Annotated in this window: 14 protein-coding genes; 8 read left to right on the top strand and 6 right to left on the bottom strand. The window is 61.2% G+C overall.

Annotated elements, in window-relative coordinates; translation table 11 throughout:
• Positions 1-188 precede the first annotated feature (188 nt).
• Positions 189-479: a hypothetical protein gene (locus ACTJLD_RS36315; RefSeq protein ID WP_440661152.1), complete on the bottom strand. Its 291-nt coding sequence runs from the start codon at positions 477-479 to the stop codon at positions 189-191.
• Between the two features lie 219 nt (positions 480-698).
• Positions 699-1,436 carry a transporter substrate-binding domain-containing protein gene (locus ACTJLD_RS36310; RefSeq protein ID WP_027792366.1) on the bottom strand — a complete coding sequence of 246 codons (738 nt, stop codon included), beginning with the start codon at positions 1,434-1,436 and terminating at the stop codon, positions 699-701.
• A gap of 839 nt (positions 1,437-2,275) precedes the next feature.
• Between ACTJLD_RS36310 and ACTJLD_RS36305 the strand changes: the two genes are divergently transcribed.
• On the top strand, positions 2,276-2,902 hold the full coding sequence (locus ACTJLD_RS36305) for a hypothetical protein (protein WP_155633619.1): 627 nt from the start codon (positions 2,276-2,278) through the stop codon (positions 2,900-2,902).
• A gap of 56 nt (positions 2,903-2,958) precedes the next feature.
• Here the strand turns inward: ACTJLD_RS36305 and ACTJLD_RS36300 are convergent, their stop codons facing one another.
• A complete protein-coding gene (locus tag ACTJLD_RS36300; protein ID WP_060082613.1) occupies positions 2,959-3,837 on the bottom strand; it encodes a LysR family transcriptional regulator in 879 nt (292 codons plus the stop codon).
• Positions 3,838-3,945: 108 nt separating this feature from the next.
• On the opposite strand from ACTJLD_RS36300, the gene ACTJLD_RS36295 reads away from it, so the two are divergent.
• Positions 3,946-4,695, top strand: coding sequence for an SDR family NAD(P)-dependent oxidoreductase (locus tag ACTJLD_RS36295; protein ID WP_059696701.1), 750 nt, complete (start codon positions 3,946-3,948; stop codon positions 4,693-4,695).
• A gap of 18 nt (positions 4,696-4,713) precedes the next feature.
• On the opposite strand, the gene ACTJLD_RS36290 is transcribed toward ACTJLD_RS36295, so the two are convergent.
• From ACTJLD_RS36290 to ACTJLD_RS36280, 3 genes are all read right to left on the bottom strand, one after another.
• Entirely contained in the window at positions 4,714-5,286 is a 573-nt protein-coding gene (locus ACTJLD_RS36290; protein ID WP_081066173.1) for a YbhB/YbcL family Raf kinase inhibitor-like protein, read from the bottom strand.
• A 189-nt stretch (positions 5,287-5,475) separates the two neighbouring features.
• Positions 5,476-6,408, bottom strand: a complete 933-nt coding sequence (locus tag ACTJLD_RS36285; RefSeq protein WP_027792370.1) for an MBL fold metallo-hydrolase — start codon at positions 6,406-6,408, stop codon at positions 5,476-5,478.
• Between the two features lie 584 nt (positions 6,409-6,992).
• Positions 6,993-7,379 carry a hypothetical protein gene (locus tag ACTJLD_RS36280; protein WP_027792371.1) on the bottom strand — a complete coding sequence of 129 codons (387 nt, stop codon included), beginning with the start codon at positions 7,377-7,379 and terminating at the stop codon, positions 6,993-6,995.
• Positions 7,380-7,692: 313 nt separating this feature from the next.
• On the opposite strand from ACTJLD_RS36280, the gene ACTJLD_RS36275 reads away from it, so the two are divergent.
• The 6 genes from ACTJLD_RS36275 to ACTJLD_RS36250 all read left to right on the top strand — a co-directional run bounded on the left by ACTJLD_RS36275 (position 7,693) and on the right by ACTJLD_RS36250 (position 15,184).
• Positions 7,693-7,866, top strand: a complete 174-nt coding sequence (locus ACTJLD_RS36275) for a hypothetical protein (protein WP_155633618.1) — start codon at positions 7,693-7,695, stop codon at positions 7,864-7,866.
• Between the two features lie 613 nt (positions 7,867-8,479).
• Complete coding sequence (locus tag ACTJLD_RS36270; RefSeq protein ID WP_196488338.1) at positions 8,480-9,121, top strand: HAD family hydrolase; 642 nt, start codon at positions 8,480-8,482, stop codon at positions 9,119-9,121.
• A gap of 427 nt (positions 9,122-9,548) precedes the next feature.
• Positions 9,549-11,339 carry an acyl-CoA dehydrogenase gene (locus tag ACTJLD_RS36265; RefSeq protein ID WP_234743429.1) on the top strand — a complete coding sequence of 597 codons (1,791 nt, stop codon included), beginning with the start codon at positions 9,549-9,551 and terminating at the stop codon, positions 11,337-11,339.
• Between the two features lie 81 nt (positions 11,340-11,420).
• Complete coding sequence (locus ACTJLD_RS36260) at positions 11,421-13,049, top strand: electron transfer flavoprotein-ubiquinone oxidoreductase (RefSeq protein WP_091921537.1); 1,629 nt, start codon at positions 11,421-11,423, stop codon at positions 13,047-13,049.
• Between the two features lie 48 nt (positions 13,050-13,097).
• Positions 13,098-14,291: a beta-ketothiolase BktB gene (gene bktB, locus ACTJLD_RS36255; RefSeq protein ID WP_042973147.1), complete on the top strand. Its 1,194-nt coding sequence runs from the start codon at positions 13,098-13,100 to the stop codon at positions 14,289-14,291.
• A gap of 38 nt (positions 14,292-14,329) precedes the next feature.
• Complete coding sequence (locus ACTJLD_RS36250; protein WP_124840775.1) at positions 14,330-15,184, top strand: 3-hydroxybutyryl-CoA dehydrogenase; 855 nt, start codon at positions 14,330-14,332, stop codon at positions 15,182-15,184.
• Positions 15,185-15,204: the final 20 nt, after the last annotated feature.

Below are 15,204 nucleotides of genomic sequence, written 5' to 3'. Positions count from 1 at the left end.
CAAGCCAAGCTCAACGCCATTGCCCGACGGCTCAACGAACGTCCACGCAAGACACTAAACTTCGATACACCGGCTGAACGATTCCATCAAGCTGTTGCATCGACCGGTTGAATCCACCACCCATTGCAGCCACTCGATCTGCTCAATAGCGGTCATTCACCGTCCCGACCGGCATGCGCAATTCCCGCTTAATTCTCAATGAGCGATTCGCTGACGAAGACGTTATAAGGCGTGATTTCCAGATTCAGACTTTCAGGGATGGGTATGCCGTTTCCGCAATAGTCGATTTCGACATCGGCTAGATGACCTGACTCGTCGGCAAAGAGCAGAATCTCAATCGACCCCCAACCTTCCGGTTCCCTCCGATCCCGGAAATCCGCTTCAAACACCATGCGATAAGGCTGTCCACTCGAAGCGACGGCTATGGGAGGAACTTTATCGGGCGTGGCCAGCGACAGGGCCAAAACTGTTGCATCCACATTTACAGATTCTGAGTATCTCTGCATTCGCGAACTGCGCCGCAAGCGCGTCTCGATTTGGAAACGGGCAGTGCTCAAGGATAAACGAAACCCAATAGGCTGCCTGGTTCAGATCGTTTGGCATATTACGTCCTAGCATCGCGGCTTCCGGCTTCAACGCGTCAATTGTCAGCGATTCAAGCCGCTCTGTCGAACGTCTCAATGTGGCCGAAGCCCGTCTCACACCCCATGCGCGAGAGCGGAATCGATTTCATTGTTTGTCAAGCCGAATCTCGCCATACGAGCGCGATGCTCTTCTGAGCCCAGATATGAACGAAGTTGCCCGTTTACCGCATTGAGCAGAGCGCTGTTTCGTCTGCTAAACGAGAATGCGCCGAGCGGGAGCTTCTGCTGCGTGCCATTCGTTTGCGGCTCGTGCTCCACTGCCTCAAGCATTGAGCCTCCGATCCGATACGCAACTATGCGATTTCCCAAGGCTGTGCTTGCATACGCGTCGATCGCGCCCGAGAGAACCGCTTCGATCGCGTCGGCCTGTTGCTCGAAGATGACTATCTGGTCCTCACTTACGCCTGACGTTCTCGCCGACTCGTGTTGCACCTGTCCGGCAATGACGCCAAGGCGCGCCTCGGGACGTTTGGCGAGTGACACGTAGCTGTTGAGCGCCTTCGGATTTCCAGTCCGAACCAGAAAGCCGTCTCCGATCCCCCATACGGGTACGCTGAACGCGACGATATTGGCGCGTTCAGGGGTAACGAAGAGCGGAACGTTCATATCCCAGTGACCTGCTTCAACGCCGGGTAGCAGTTCACTAAATGTCGTCAGGCGATGCTCGATCCGGGTAACACCGATCGCCCGAAGAACCGTATCGGCCAGATCAACGTCAGCACCCGTAGCAGTACCATCCGCTTCCGTCCAACCGAACGGTGGTTCTTCGATGTATGCAATCGTTACCTTCATCGCTGCGCCTCGCGAAATGGGAATGGCCATCAAACCTGGAGCTGATTGTTGACGATTCTACCTACGTGCGCAGATGTCGCTTTTTGGCCGGGAGCAAGCGGACGCAGTTGGCCCCGAATGTCCCGCAACACCGCTTTTCCAGCATAGGTGACCGAGCTTGAGACAGAGAGCGTCCTGTCTGAACTCAGCGCTTCGACCGCGCCGCGCGGTGGGCCGGGAATCGGTCCAGAAATCAGGACGTTACCGCCGGAACCCTTGCTCCACTATGCGAATCGACAAATTTAATGCGGACGTAGGCGAGTTGACGACATTACTTTAATGGGACCGTCAATAAAGTCGTCAATTCGCGGGACGGAGGCCTTGATCCATGAGAATTCTGGAGTGACGGAATTATTTTGCTCTACGAAAATCTCAGAAAACTGTCCGAACGAGTGAGGCCACCTCTGTTTGCGACGCCTGGGGGGGCGCATCACACCCTGTCCGATGCCAACGGCACATTCCTCGCCGTGATCCTGACCTGCGCGAACGCCAACGCTACTCGACGTCCGAGGATACACGGCGGCTGTCCAGGTCCTTCAATACCGGAAACGCGTCGCGGTCCCACGAGTGCAAGCCATACGACTTCCAAATGATATTGCGCCTGACGAATATTTCGAAGGTGGGTGTTCCTGGCGACAAGTTGCCCAGTCGCTTGACTATGTACGTCTTGCGCGTCGTCGACGATAAATTCACTGACGCAGGGCGAAGACCAGACTTTGCGCCTGTTTGATCGGCGCGGACATCATGTGCGCTGCTCAGCCTCATCCGGTATCAATCGACTGCGAATAATGGAGTGGATCATGGGACAGGGAAATCTGGCGACACCGATTGTCGTCGCAACAGGAATCGCAGTTGCGCTACTCGGCGGATGTGGCGGCGGCAGCGACAGTGGCGCATCATCCGGCAGTCAAAACGCAGCGGTCTCGGGAACGGTTGCCGGGGGTAATCCGGTGGCCAATGCGACGATCACCGCCACCGACGTTAACGGGAAGACCGCAACGACCCAGGCCGGGTCGAATGGAGCGTATACGTTGAATGTTGCCGGACTGTCGCAGCCAATCGCGCTCGTCGCGACTGATCCGTCCGGCCAGGTCAGCCCGCTCGTCACGGCGCTCGCCCAGCTACCCGCGAGTGGACAGACCGCGGTTGCGAACGTCACCACGCTGACCACGGCACTGGTCGCGTTGTTGACGCCCGATGGCCATCCGATGGATTTCGTCACGTCCGGGGCGCCGGTCACGCTTGCCAATACGGTGACCGCGGCAAGCGTGTCGAATGCGACCAGCACGCTCGATACCTACCTCGCCAATCTGCTTGGTGCGGTCGGCTTGCCCGCAACCTACGATCCGGTGGCCACGGCATTCACGGCCGACCACACCGGAGCCGACGCACTGATCGATTTGCTGCACGACGCCTCCCTGGCGTGATTCGAATGCAGCGCGACGGCAGCCGATGGCGCTGAGCGCCGGGGCGACGGGACACTTCATTTCGAAAGTTGCGCCGTAACGAAATCGACGAATACGCGCGCGCGCGTCGGCATGTTTTTTCCGAAAGCGTGAATAGCGTGGACGGGGACGCACGCGAGCGCCTGATCGGGTAGTACAGCCTGCAGCCTCCCGGCGGCGAGATCGTCCCGTACGGCAATTTCCAGTATTTGGGCGATACCCAGTCCGTTCAATGCCGCTACGCGCATTGCCTCACCGTTATCAGCGTCGAACCTGCCTTCGATGGAGCTGGACGTTCCATCGGCGAAGTTCAAGGGGTACGGTCGGCCATTGAGCCGGTAGCGCACATGCCGATGTGCAGCGAGATCCGCAGCAACACGCGGTGATCCCCGCTCGCGCAGATATGCAGGCGCCGCAACTAACACCAGCCGAAGACTGGTGATCGGCAGCGCATACAGGCCGCTGTCTTCCAGCCATCCCGCCCTGATCGCGATATCGATGCGATCGCGGATCAGGTCGGCATGATGGTCGCTGACGCTCACGTCGAGTGCGAGTTCCGGGTGGTTTGGCAGGAGTTCCCGCGTGACGGGATCGAGCAAAAAGCGACCCAGTTCGCCAGGCAGGCTTACACGCAGTCTTCCTGCGGCGGCGGCCGGCGATCGCAATACTTCTTCGGCGCCCTCCAGGCCGCGCATCAGCGGGGCAATGCGCTCATAAAACGCCTGACCTTCAATCGTCAGAACGGAGGCCCTGGTCGAGCGCTGGAATAACGTGACGCCCAGGCGCTTTTCGAGCCTTGCCACGCTCTTTGACACGGCCGACGTCGTCGTACCCAAAGATTGCGCCGCAGCCGTGAACGAGCCCGTCTCGACGGAGCGAACGAACGCGGGAAAGCCGCTAAATTTATCCACGGACATGATGACAAAGTGGAAAGGGTGAAATGACCTACGAGTGACTTCAACCCACCAGAAGCCGTTGCTAAATTCTGGCTCTACGCCGGACAGGTGGAATATGACGGAGAAAACATGAATCGACTCGCAAACAAGGTTGCTGTTGTTACTGGCGCAAATAGTGGAATCGGATTGGCCACCGCCAGGCTGCTGATTGAAGAGGGCGCGAATGTCATTATGGTGGGCCGACGTCCGGATGCCGTCGATGCGGCCGTGGCCGAACTAGGCGACCGGGCGATCGGACTGACGGGAGATCTCGCGAACCCGAAAACGCACGACGAAGTGGCCGCGCTAGTGTCGAGGCGCTTTGGAGGAATTGACATATATTTCGCGAATGCGGGAGTGAATACTATCGAAGCATCGAACGAAGTGAGCGAAGACTCCTATGATCGTCACTTCGCCACAAACACCAAAGCAATTTTCTTCGGGGTACAGAAGATAACGCCACTCATGAGAGAGCGTGGTGCCATTCTATTGACGAGTTCGATCGCGAGTTCGAAAGTGTTCGAAGGACATGCAGTCTACGCGGGTACGAAGGCCGCAATCGAGGCCTTCGCGCGGAGTTGGGCTTTGGAGCTTCAGACACGTGGCATTCGTGTGAATGTACTGAGTCCCGGGCCGGTCGACACGCCAATTCTGACGAAGCTGGGTATCGCGTATGACGAGCGGCCTGCGTTCGAGGCTGCCGTCGCAGGGCGTATTCCGCTAGGCCGCCTCGGACTTCCTGAAGAACTCGCACGCGCGGCGCTCTTTCTCGTGAGTGACGAGGGCAGCTTCGTCAACGGCGTCAACTTGCGTGTCGACGGTGGCATGTCGCTCAGTTGATAGTACCCGTGGCGCGGCTCAGTTCGCCGCGCTTTGGTAGGTCGCGACATAGCGAGCCCGAGCGATGATCTTCCCGTGCATTTGAAACGCAACGAGTGCAGGGCTAGATGCCGGGCTCACGTCGATATGCGGGATATCGAGTGCGTACGCGGTGACGATATAACGATGTGGCTTGCCTTGTGGTGGACACGGTCCGCCATACTTCGATTGGCCGAAGTCGGTCAGCGTTTCGGTGACCCCGGGCGGCAGCAGATTCACGTTGCCGGAGGCGCCCTTTTGCAGAGAGGTCTGCGAGGGCGGTATGTTGACAACAGCCCAATGGGTCCAGCCGAGACCGCCCGTCGGCGCGTCGGGGTCATGAATCGTCACGACGATGCTGCGAGTACCGGCTGGCGCGTTTGACCATGTCACGTGCGGTGACACATTCTCGCCGTGGCAGCCGAATCCGCTGAACACTTGTTCATTCCTGAAACGGCCGTGATCCAGATCGGCAACTTTCAGCGCAAACGTTGCGGCGATCGCGACGCCGGGCAGCATTGCGAATAGCGCGCAAGCGCAAACAGCTTTTCGTGGCATGGGAAGGGATCGCATGGCAGGCTCCTGTGGATTGAAGGGCTCCACGCGCCGCGTGCGCACATGGAGATAGCAGTCATGCTCGAAGAAATTCAGGTGCAGGTAACGCTTAACGACAGTGTCATGCACGGGATGCGCACCAGTCGCTTCCGGATACGGAAAGTGAGTCCAGATCGCGGTGGGTGATTATAAATTATCCGATATCGATTAGTAATCCCACGTAACAGGAACAAAGCGAAAGCTGTCGCCGTTCCTTGCAATGTGTCCGATGGATGGGAACGAGACGTGCGCTGCGGCAAGCAAAGCGCCCGTTTCCGCGGCTTCGTTGAACAGCGCGAGACGCACGTCCACTGCACCTTCAGGATCATGCTCGAAGCCATTCTGCCAATCCGGATTGTCGAAGTTGACTTCGAAAATCGCATCTCCTACGAACGTTAGCTTCTCGCCGTTTGATGTGACGTCCACGACGCAGTGCCCCGGTGTGTGCCCGCCCGTCACGCGCGCCGACACGCCCGGTGCGACTTCGACTGCCTGATCGAACTGCACGATATTCTCGCGGTAGAGTTCCACGAACTTCGCAGCAGCCTTGCGTAGCGCAGGCGGAACCGTCTCCGGCATCACCGTCTTGCTGAAGTCCGGGTTTTTCCAGAACTCTACTTCCGAGGCCGACACGTGGATGCGCACGTCCGGGCGTAGCCTGGCCTTGACGCCATCGACGTTCAAGCCGCCAACGTGATCCATATGCATGTGCGTAATGACGATGTCAGTGATTGCAGTAAGGTCGATACCTGCCGACTCCAGTCGCACTACTGACTGTCCGGCTCGCGTGAAGTATTCGAAACCATCACCCACGCCCGAGTCGATCAGAATGAGCTGCCCGCCGCTGCGCACGAGCGCAATATTCAGCGCCCAGTCGAACATGTCTCGTTGCAGGAAACGACCATCGAACCATTCGTTGCGATCCGCTTCGCTCACATTGGTGGACATGGTGGAGGTGGGCAGCGGTAGAACGCCATCGCTGATCAATACGACATCGATGTCACCCACGCGCACCGCGTAACGGGAAGGTACGAGTTCAGCTGAACCCTGTTTGCCCAGGTTGGAAGTAACGGGCTGCACATTGCGAGTTGTCTTGCTCATGATCCATTGTCCTATTGCTTCAGTTGGGGGGATCCGGTACACGCGGCGCGGTTCACCTGAGCGACCACGGGTTTTGCGCGTATCGCTTTGCTCGCAATTCAAGCGAGCGTGTGACGCATTGTAGTGAGGGACGGGAGAGCGCCGGTAGGATCGCGAGTGCGTATGCCATGTTGTCTGGACGGCAACAATCCAGGTCATACAGCCGGCGAAATGCAATGCCAGCGACAGAACATCTGACTTAATTCGGGTTTCTATCTGCCAGATGCGTCGCGAGAAGCAAGTGATCGAACGGGCCCAAAATGGTGCTTGACGGCAAACTCGATGACGCGTAGCGGGCTGCTCGATCTTGCCATCCGACACGTGGACGAATCATGCACGCTAGCGCAGGGTCCGGGAAAGGTGGCCATGGTTCGCATCATGCGTGATGTGTGCGGACCGCATAATTCAGTGTCAAAAAGCCTTCTCGGACAGACACGGACGGTTCTGCGCTCAAACCCTGCAATGCACGCCTCGATTGCTGTAAGGTCGAATGGCAGCTTCCGAAGGCGAATTGGTCGAAAAAATTTCCAGATTTTTTGAACTACCTATAGGCTTAACTCGAGAATTTCACCACTTGCAGCAGCCGAATTAAAGAAATCACGCATTTCTACCAACTTAGAAATCAGATCCGCTCGCTGCATTTCCAGAGTGTATGTCTCTCCTTGTGGCGTCCATCTGTAGATGAAGCTGATCATCTCTTCCTCGCGCCCCTCAAGTTCGCAGATTTGATGCGCCAGCTCGCACGCGATCTGGCTAAGTGCAGCTGGTTCGGCCTCATCTTCCTCGAACTGATCGTATATCGTTCCGAGCGATGCGTTAACTCTGCACCAGAACCCTGACACGAACAGCCATTCCGAAGCAATTCCATCCAGAACGAAGACAGGCTCCTCAATATTTCCGGCGATAAAGAAGCGTGAACTCCTGGCGCTCATACACCACCATATTAATCCGTTGCTGACGTTCGATTGTCGTCGATTCAAGTCGTTGCGTCGACTGACCGCTTCTGGCCGGCTGCTGCCTTCCGCAGTTGCTTGCCGTAGGCCAGCGCAGTTACCCGAAATCGACCCATAAGAGACAGATGCAATTCCTGAAAGCGGCCGCGCGCAGCGACGTCGGCCGACGGGAAGTGCGCGCGTTGCGCCTCATGACCAACCCCTTTCACTCGGACGCCTCGTCGATAGCCTTCAGAATCATTTGTTGGTCGTCAATTACACTCTCATCTCCGGAAAAGCGGGATATCTCCATATGTCCATCGTCGAATACGTCGATCTCGATACGCTCACCTGGCACAGTTATCGAGATCAGAATGGTGTCTGGGCGATGCCGGCCCAATGTATAAAAGAGGTGGCGATCGTCGAGGTCACTAAGCAATTCGTACAAGGCGTGCGTCATATATCCCCCGCCAAGATCAGCCGCTAGCCGTGAGAACCGAGCTGAAACAAAGCTGCAAAAATAATGGCAGTGAAGAACGCCAGCGCCGTCCCCCTTGGATTCTGGTTCGCCGTACCATTTTGGCCGACACAATATCTTCTGCAGACATGTTGAGCCAGAATTTGTACCACCATCTCCAAGCCCTTGATCTGCAATAGAAGGCCAATATTCGCTCTGGACGAAATGCCATGATTGCGGATATCGCGGCGCCGTAAGCGATCACGACAAAGCCGAAAATGACGCGGTAGGTCGATTCGTTCACGTAGCTGTCTCAGGTCGACATAGCGAGGAAATAGGCAGAACGTCCGAAATTCGATCAACGAACCCATACAGTCACAATCTAGACTGTCGACCGCAACTGGCTTGTCGGGGTTTGCACTACGTTGCGGGTTGTGCCAGCACCGCTAGGCCCACGCGCTAGGATATCGCTCGCATCCGGCTAACCACCAAAGTTTTTCTTCGAGATTGTCGATGATCCAGGAACGGATGGCGAAAGGCCGTTGTTGGCGCCGACTCCCGTCATTGCCCACCCATCCCGGCATCGCCAAACCCTGAAGATCCGTTTTTGCGGAACCCGATCCACCCGATGATGATAAAAGCCGTGTTCTTCGACGTCGGCGAAACGCTGATCGATGAAAGTCGTGACTGGAACGAGTGGGCCGACCATCTCAAGATGCCGCGACGGGTGTTTCATGCGTTGCTCGGCGCGGTCATCGCGCGTGGTCAGCATCATCGGCGCGTGTTCGATCTCGTGCGGCCGGGTGTCGACTTCGTTGCATTGTGCCGGGAGCGCGAGGCGACCGGGAGCACTTATACGGTGACCGCGGAAGATCTCTACCCCGACGTCGTGCCGTGCCTGAAACGACTGCGCGAAGCCGGCGTGCTGGTCGGCATCGCGGGAAATCAACCCGTCGCGACCGAACGTGCACTCCGTGCGCTCGGCGTGCCGGCGGACATCGTTGCGTCGTCGGCGTCGTGGGGCGTCGACAAGCCGGATGCCCGCTTTTTCGAACGCATCGTCGCCGAGACGAACGGAATCGAGCCGTCCAGGATTGCCTACGTCGGCGACCGGCTCGACAACGATGTCGAACCGGCGCGGCGGGCCGGCATGGTTCCGGTGTTCTTGCGGCGCGGCCCATGGGCAATCATTCAGTCCGGTTCCGGGCGCTTCGCGTCTCCCGTGCACGCGATCGACAGCCTTTCCGCGCTTCCGGCGTTACTGTCCGGAAGTTTGGGGACATAACCTTGATCAAGGACGCGAGGGCTGAATGACATCGACGCGTCGCAACCGGTCAGCGTGGGTTCGTGCCAGATGTGCTCGATGTATTTCGGCATCTTTCTGCCCTGGCTGCCGTGCTGACGTGCTCAGCTTCGATATTCCCGCTGCCCGAATCCGAATCCGAATCCGGCCCCCCGATCACACCGTCCAACCAGCCGCCAGCTGGTCATTCCCGCCCAAACCCGACTCCGGCCAAACCCGCACCCAGCCTGCCGCTTCCGCCCCCGCCACCTCATCCCGTGGCCGATTTTGTCACCAGGTGGGCCGAATATGACAATGGAAACCGGCTCGCACGGCATTAGGATGGGTCACCTCGCCGCCCGGAGCTGGCCGGTTTTGCCGTATCGGCCCCGTGGCGCGCCTCATTCACCGCCTGATTGGAACATCGACCATGAGCTATAACGCCCCCGTCAAGGACATGCTGTTCGTGCTGAAGGAACTCGCGGGCATCGACGCCGTTGCGCAACTGCCGGGTTTCGAGGACGCCGGTTACGACACGGCGCAGGCCGTGCTCGACGAGTCCGCGAAATTCTGCGGCGAGGTGCTGGCGCCGCTGAACGTCGAAGGCGACCGCAATCCGAGCAGCTGGAAGGACGGTGTCGTGACCGCGACGCCGGGCTTCGGCGAAGCGTTCCGCCAGTTCGTCGAAGGCGGCTGGCAGGGGCTGCAGCACCCGTCCGAATACGACGGCCAGGGGCTGCCGAAGCTGATCGCGACGCCGTGCATCGAGATGCTGAACGCGGCGAACCTGTCGTTCGCGCTGTGCCCGCTGCTGACCGACGGCGCGATCGAGGCGCTGCTGACGGCCGGCACCGACGAGCAGAAGCAGCGCTACGTGCCGAAGCTGATCTCGGGCGAATGGACCGGCACGATGAACCTGACCGAGCCGCAGGCGGGCTCGGATCTTGCGCTGGTACGCTCGCGCGCCGAACCGCAGGGCGACGGCACGTACAAGGTGTTCGGCACGAAGATCTTCATCACGTGGGGCGAGCACGACATGGCGGACAATATCGTCCACCTGGTGCTGGCACGCACGCCGAACGCGCCGGAAGGCGTGAAGGGCATCTCGCTGTTCATCGTGCCGAAGTTCCTGGTCAACGAGGACGGCTCGCTCGGCGAACGCAATGACGTGCATTGCGTGTCGATCGAGCACAAGCTCGGGATCAAGGCGAGCCCGACGGCGGTGCTGCAATATGGCGATAACGGTGGCGCGATCGGCTATCTGATCGGCGAAGAAAACCGCGGCCTCGAATACATGTTCATCATGATGAACGCGGCGCGCTTCGGCGTCGGGATGCAGGGGATCGGCGTGGCCGACCGCGCGTACCAGAAGGCCGCGGAATTCGCGAAGGAACGCGTGCAGAGCCGCCCGGTGGACGGGTCGGCCAAGCAGTCGGTGACGATCATCCATCACCCGGACGTGCGCCGGATGCTCGGCACGATGCGCGCGCTGACCGAAGGTGCGCGCTCGCTGGCGTACGTGGCCGCGGCGCACAGCGACATTGCCCACCGCCATTCGGACGAGGCGACGCGGGCGCGTCATCAGGCAATCTACGAATATCTGGTGCCGGTCGTGAAGGGCTGGAGCACGGAGATGGTGAACGACGTGGCGAGCCTGGGCGTGCAGGTGCACGGCGGGATGGGTTTCATCGAGGAAACCGGCGCGGCGCAGTATTACCGCGATGCGCGGATCCTGGCGATCTACGAAGGCACGACGGCGATCCAGGCGAACGACCTCGTCGGCCGCAAGACGTTGCGCGACGGCGGCGCGGTGGCGAAGGCGCTGATCGCCGAAATCGGCGAGACTGTCGCGGCGCTGGGCAAGCTGGACGGTGCGGCGGCCGCATCGATGAAGGTGCAGCTGGAGAAGGGCGCGAAGGCGCTGTCGTCGGTGGTGGATTACGTGCTGGCGAACGCGAAGCAGGATCCGAACGCGGTGTTCGCGGGCAGCGTGCCGTACCTGAAGCTGGCGGGCGTGGTGCTGTGCGGATGGCAGATGGCGCGTGCGCTGGTGGCCGCGCAGGCGAACCGCGCGAGCGACCCGGCGTTCTTCGGTGCGAAGATCGCGATCGCGCAGTTCTATGCGGAGCAGGTGCTGGTGCAGGCAGGCGCGCTCGAGGCGTCGATTGTCGGCACGAAGGGCAACGAGGGCGTGCTCGCGTTGACGGAAGACCAGTTCTGACCGGCTGACGGTCGGGACGCAGGAGGAGACAGGATTTTGACCACACAGGACTTGCTCGCGCAGTACGGCCCGCGCGAATCGATGGAATACGACGTCGTGATCGTCGGCGGCGGCCCCGCCGGGCTGTCGGCGGCGATCCGGCTCAAGCAGCTGGCCGCCGAGAAAGGCACCGAAATCGGCGTGTGCGTGCTCGAGAAAGGTTCCGAGATCGGCGCGCACATCCTGTCGGGTGCGGTGATGGACCCGCGCGCGATCACCGAACTGTTCCCCGACTGGAAGGAACGCGGCGCGCCGCTCGACGTCGAGGTGACGGAAGACCGCTTCCTGTTCCTGTCCGAGAAAAGCGCGGTCACCACGCCGAACTGGGCGCTGCCCGCCAACTTCCAGAACCACGGCAACTACGTGATTTCGCTGGGTAATGTCACGCGCTGGCTCGGCCAGCAGGCCGAAGCGCTGGGCGTCGAGATCTTCCCCGGCTTCCCCGCCGCCGAGATTCTCTACAACGACGACGGCTCCGTGAAAGGCGTCGCGACCGGCAACATGGGCGTGGGCAAGGACGGCGAGCCGACCGAGAACTTCCAGCTCGGCATGGAACTGCACGCGAAGTACACGCTGTTCGCCGAAGGCTGCCGCGGCCATCTCGGCCGCCAGCTGATCGCGAAGTTCAAGCTCGACGCGAACGCCGATCCGCAGGCTTACGGGATCGGCATCAAGGAGCTGTGGGAAATCGATCCCGCCAAGCACAAGCCGGGCCTCGTGATCCACACGGCCGGCTGGCCGCTGAAGTCGGACACCTACGGCGGCTCGTTCCTGTACCACATGGACAACAACCAGGTCGTGGTCGGATTCGTGGTCGGCCTGGGCTACACGAACCCGTACCTGTCGCCGTTCGAGGAATTCCAGCGCTACAAGACGCACCCGTCGATCCGTGCGTTCCTCGAAGGCGGCAAGCGCGTGTCGTACGGCGCGCGCGCGATCACGGCGGGCGGGCTGCTGTCGCTGCCGAAGACGGTGTTCCCGGGCGGCGCGCTGATCGGCGACGACGCGGGTTTCTTGAACGCATCGCGGATCAAGGGCAGCCACGCGGCGATCAAGACCGGCATGCTGGCCGCCGACGCCGCGTTCGACGCGGTGCAGGCGGGCCGCCAGTCGGACGAGCTCAACGCGTACCCGGATGCCTTCAAGCAATCGTGGCTGTACACGGAGCTGTACCGCGCGCGCAACTTCAAGCAGTGGATGGCCAAGGGCCTGTACCTCGGTACGCTGATGGTCGGGCTCGAGCAGAAGGTGATGGGCGGCAACGTGCCGTGGACGCTGCATCACAAGCACGCGGACCACGAGATGCTGAAGCCGGCGTCGCAGTGCGAGCCGATCGAGTACCCGAAGCCGGACGGCAAGCTGACGTTCGACCGGCTGTCGTCGGTGTTCATCTCGAACACGAACCATGAAGAGAACCAGCCGGCGCACCTGACCTTGAAGGATGCGAACGTGCCGGTGAACGTGAACCTGCGCACGTATGCGGGGCCGGAAGGACGTTTCTGCCCGGCAGCGGTGTACGAGTTCGTGAAGAACGACGACGGCAGCGATCGACTGGTGATCAACGCGCAGAACTGCGTGCACTGCAAGACCTGCGACATCAAGGACCCGACGCAGAACATCGTGTGGGTCACGCCGGAAGGCGGTGGCGGGCCGAATTACCCGAACATGTAACGCAACGTATCCCCGCGCCTGCGGGCGCGAACGAACCGGAGTGAGACGATGAGCAATGCAGCGAAAGAAGTCGTGGTGGTGAGCGGTGTCCGTACCGCGATCGGTGATTTCGGCGGCAGCCTGAAGGATTTCTCGCCGACCGACCTCGGGGCGAAAGTCGTGCGCGAGGTGCTGTCGCGCGCGAACGTGTCGGGCGATGCGGTCGGGCACGTCGTGTTCGGCCACGTCGTGAACACCGAACCAAGGGACATGTATATCGCGCGCGTCGCGGCGATCGACGGCGGCGTCGCGCAGCACACGCCCGCGCTGACCGTGAACCGCCTGTGCGGTTCGGGCCTGCAGGCGATCGTGTCGGCCGCGCAGACGATCATGCTCGGCGACGCCGACGTCGCGATCGGCGGCGGCTCGGAAAACATGAGCCGCGCGCCGTACACGGTGCCGGCCGCGCGTTTCGGCCAGCGCATGGGTGACGGCAAGCTCGTCGACATGATGCTCGGCGCACTGCACGACCCGTTCCAGACGATCCACATGGGCGTGACCGCCGAGAACGTCGCGGCGAAGTACGGCATCTCGCGCGATGCGCAGGACGCGCTGGCGCTCGAATCGCATCGTCGCGCGGCGCGCGCGATCGCGGAAGGGCGCTTCAAGGACCAGATCCTGCCGATCTCGATCCGCACGAAGAAGGGCGAGGTCGCGTTCGACACCGACGAACACGTGCGTCACGACGCGAGCGCGGACGATTTCACGAAGCTGCGCCCGGTGTTCAAGAAGGAGGACGGCACGGTGACGGCCGGCAACGCATCGGGCATCAACGATGCGGCCGCGGCCGTGCTGATGATGAGCGCGGACGCCGCGCGCGCGCAGGGCGTGAAGCCGCTCGCCCGGCTCGTCGCGTATGCGCACGCGGGTGTCGATCCGGCATACATGGGCATCGGCCCCGTGCCGGCCACGCAGAAGGCGCTCGAACGCGCGGGCCTGAAGATCACCGATCTCGACGTGATCGAGGCGAACGAGGCGTTCGCCGCCCAGGCATGCGCGGTCACGCAGGAGCTCGGCCTCGATCCGGCGAAGGTCAACCCGAACGGGTCGGGCATCTCGCTCGGTCACCCGATCGGCGCGACCGGTGCGCTGATCACGGTCAAGGCGCTGTACGAACTGAAGCGCATCGGCGGGCGTTACGCGCTCGTGACGATGTGTATCGGCGGCGGCCAGGGGATTGCGGCGATCTTCGAGAACATCTGATAATCGACCGCTCAGCACCCGAACACACAGGAAATTTCATGGCCATCGAAATTGTCGGCGTCGTGGGCGCCGGAACCATGGGCAACGGCATTGCGCAGACCGCCGCCGTTGCGGGACTCAACGTCGTGATGATCGACGTCAGCGACGCCGCGCTCGAGAAGGGCGTCGCGACGCTGAAGGGCAGCCTCGAGCGGCTCGTGTCGAAGGGCAAGCTCGACGCGGCCGCACGCGATGCGGCGCTGGCGCGCATCACGACGTCGACCGACTACGCGCAGCTCGCGTCGGTCGATATCGTGATCGAAGCCGCGACCGAGAACGTCGAGCTGAAGGGCCGCATCCTGAAGCAGATCGAGGCCGTCGCACGGCCCGACGCGATCATCGCGACCAACACGTCGTCGATCTCGATCACCGCGCTCGCGGCGCCGCTCGCCGATCCGGCGCGCTTCGTCGGCATGCACTTCTTCAACCCGGTGCCGCTGATGCCGCTCGTCGAGATCATCCGCGGGCTGCAGACGAGCGAAGCGACCGCGTCGGCGGTGCGCGAGCTGACCGAGCGTTTCGACAAGTCGCCGATCGGCGTGCGTAACTCGCCGGGCTTCGTCGTGAACCGGATTCTCGTGCCGATGATCAACGAGGCGTTTTTCGTGCTGGCTGAAGGCATCGCGTCGGCCGAGGAGATCGACGCGGGGATGAAGCTCGGCGCGAACCACCCGATCGGGCCGCTCGCGCTGGCCGACCTCGTCGGCCTCGACGTGTGCCTCGCGGTGATGGACGTGTTCGTGAAGGACTTCGGCGACCCGAAGTATCGCGCGTGCCCGCTGCTGCGCGAGATGGTGACCGCCGGGCGGCTCGGCCGCAAGACGGGGCGCGGGGTGTACGACTACAGCGCCTGATGCGCGAGCCGGGCGCCGGT

This window comes from Burkholderia sp. 22088 (assembly GCF_052045915.1).
GTDB lineage: Bacteria > Pseudomonadota > Gammaproteobacteria > Burkholderiales > Burkholderiaceae > Burkholderia > Burkholderia cepacia.
Note: the sequence above shows the minus strand (reverse complement) of the source record. Positions and strands in the feature narration are given on the sequence as shown.

Coding starts and splice junctions, on each gene's coding strand:
- ACTJLD_RS36310 (WP_027792366.1), bottom strand. CDS start 1,436: ATGAAGGTAACGATTGCATACATCGAAGAACCACCGTTCGGTTGGACG.
- ACTJLD_RS36305 (WP_155633619.1), top strand. CDS start 2,276: ATGGGACAGGGAAATCTGGCGACACCGATTGTCGTCGCAACAGGAATC.
- ACTJLD_RS36300 (WP_060082613.1), bottom strand. CDS start 3,837: ATGTCCGTGGATAAATTTAGCGGCTTTCCCGCGTTCGTTCGCTCCGTC.
- ACTJLD_RS36295 (WP_059696701.1), top strand. CDS start 3,946: ATGAATCGACTCGCAAACAAGGTTGCTGTTGTTACTGGCGCAAATAGT.
- ACTJLD_RS36290 (WP_081066173.1), bottom strand. CDS start 5,286: ATGCGATCCCTTCCCATGCCACGAAAAGCTGTTTGCGCTTGCGCGCTA.
- ACTJLD_RS36285 (WP_027792370.1), bottom strand. CDS start 6,408: ATGAGCAAGACAACTCGCAATGTGCAGCCCGTTACTTCCAACCTGGGC.
- ACTJLD_RS36280 (WP_027792371.1), bottom strand. CDS start 7,379: ATGAGCGCCAGGAGTTCACGCTTCTTTATCGCCGGAAATATTGAGGAG.
- ACTJLD_RS36275 (WP_155633618.1), top strand. CDS start 7,693: ATGTCCATCGTCGAATACGTCGATCTCGATACGCTCACCTGGCACAGT.
- ACTJLD_RS36265 (WP_234743429.1), top strand. CDS start 9,549: ATGAGCTATAACGCCCCCGTCAAGGACATGCTGTTCGTGCTGAAGGAA.
- ACTJLD_RS36260 (WP_091921537.1), top strand. CDS start 11,421: ATGGAATACGACGTCGTGATCGTCGGCGGCGGCCCCGCCGGGCTGTCG.
- bktB (WP_042973147.1), top strand. CDS start 13,098: ATGAGCAATGCAGCGAAAGAAGTCGTGGTGGTGAGCGGTGTCCGTACC.
- ACTJLD_RS36250 (WP_124840775.1), top strand. CDS start 14,330: ATGGCCATCGAAATTGTCGGCGTCGTGGGCGCCGGAACCATGGGCAAC.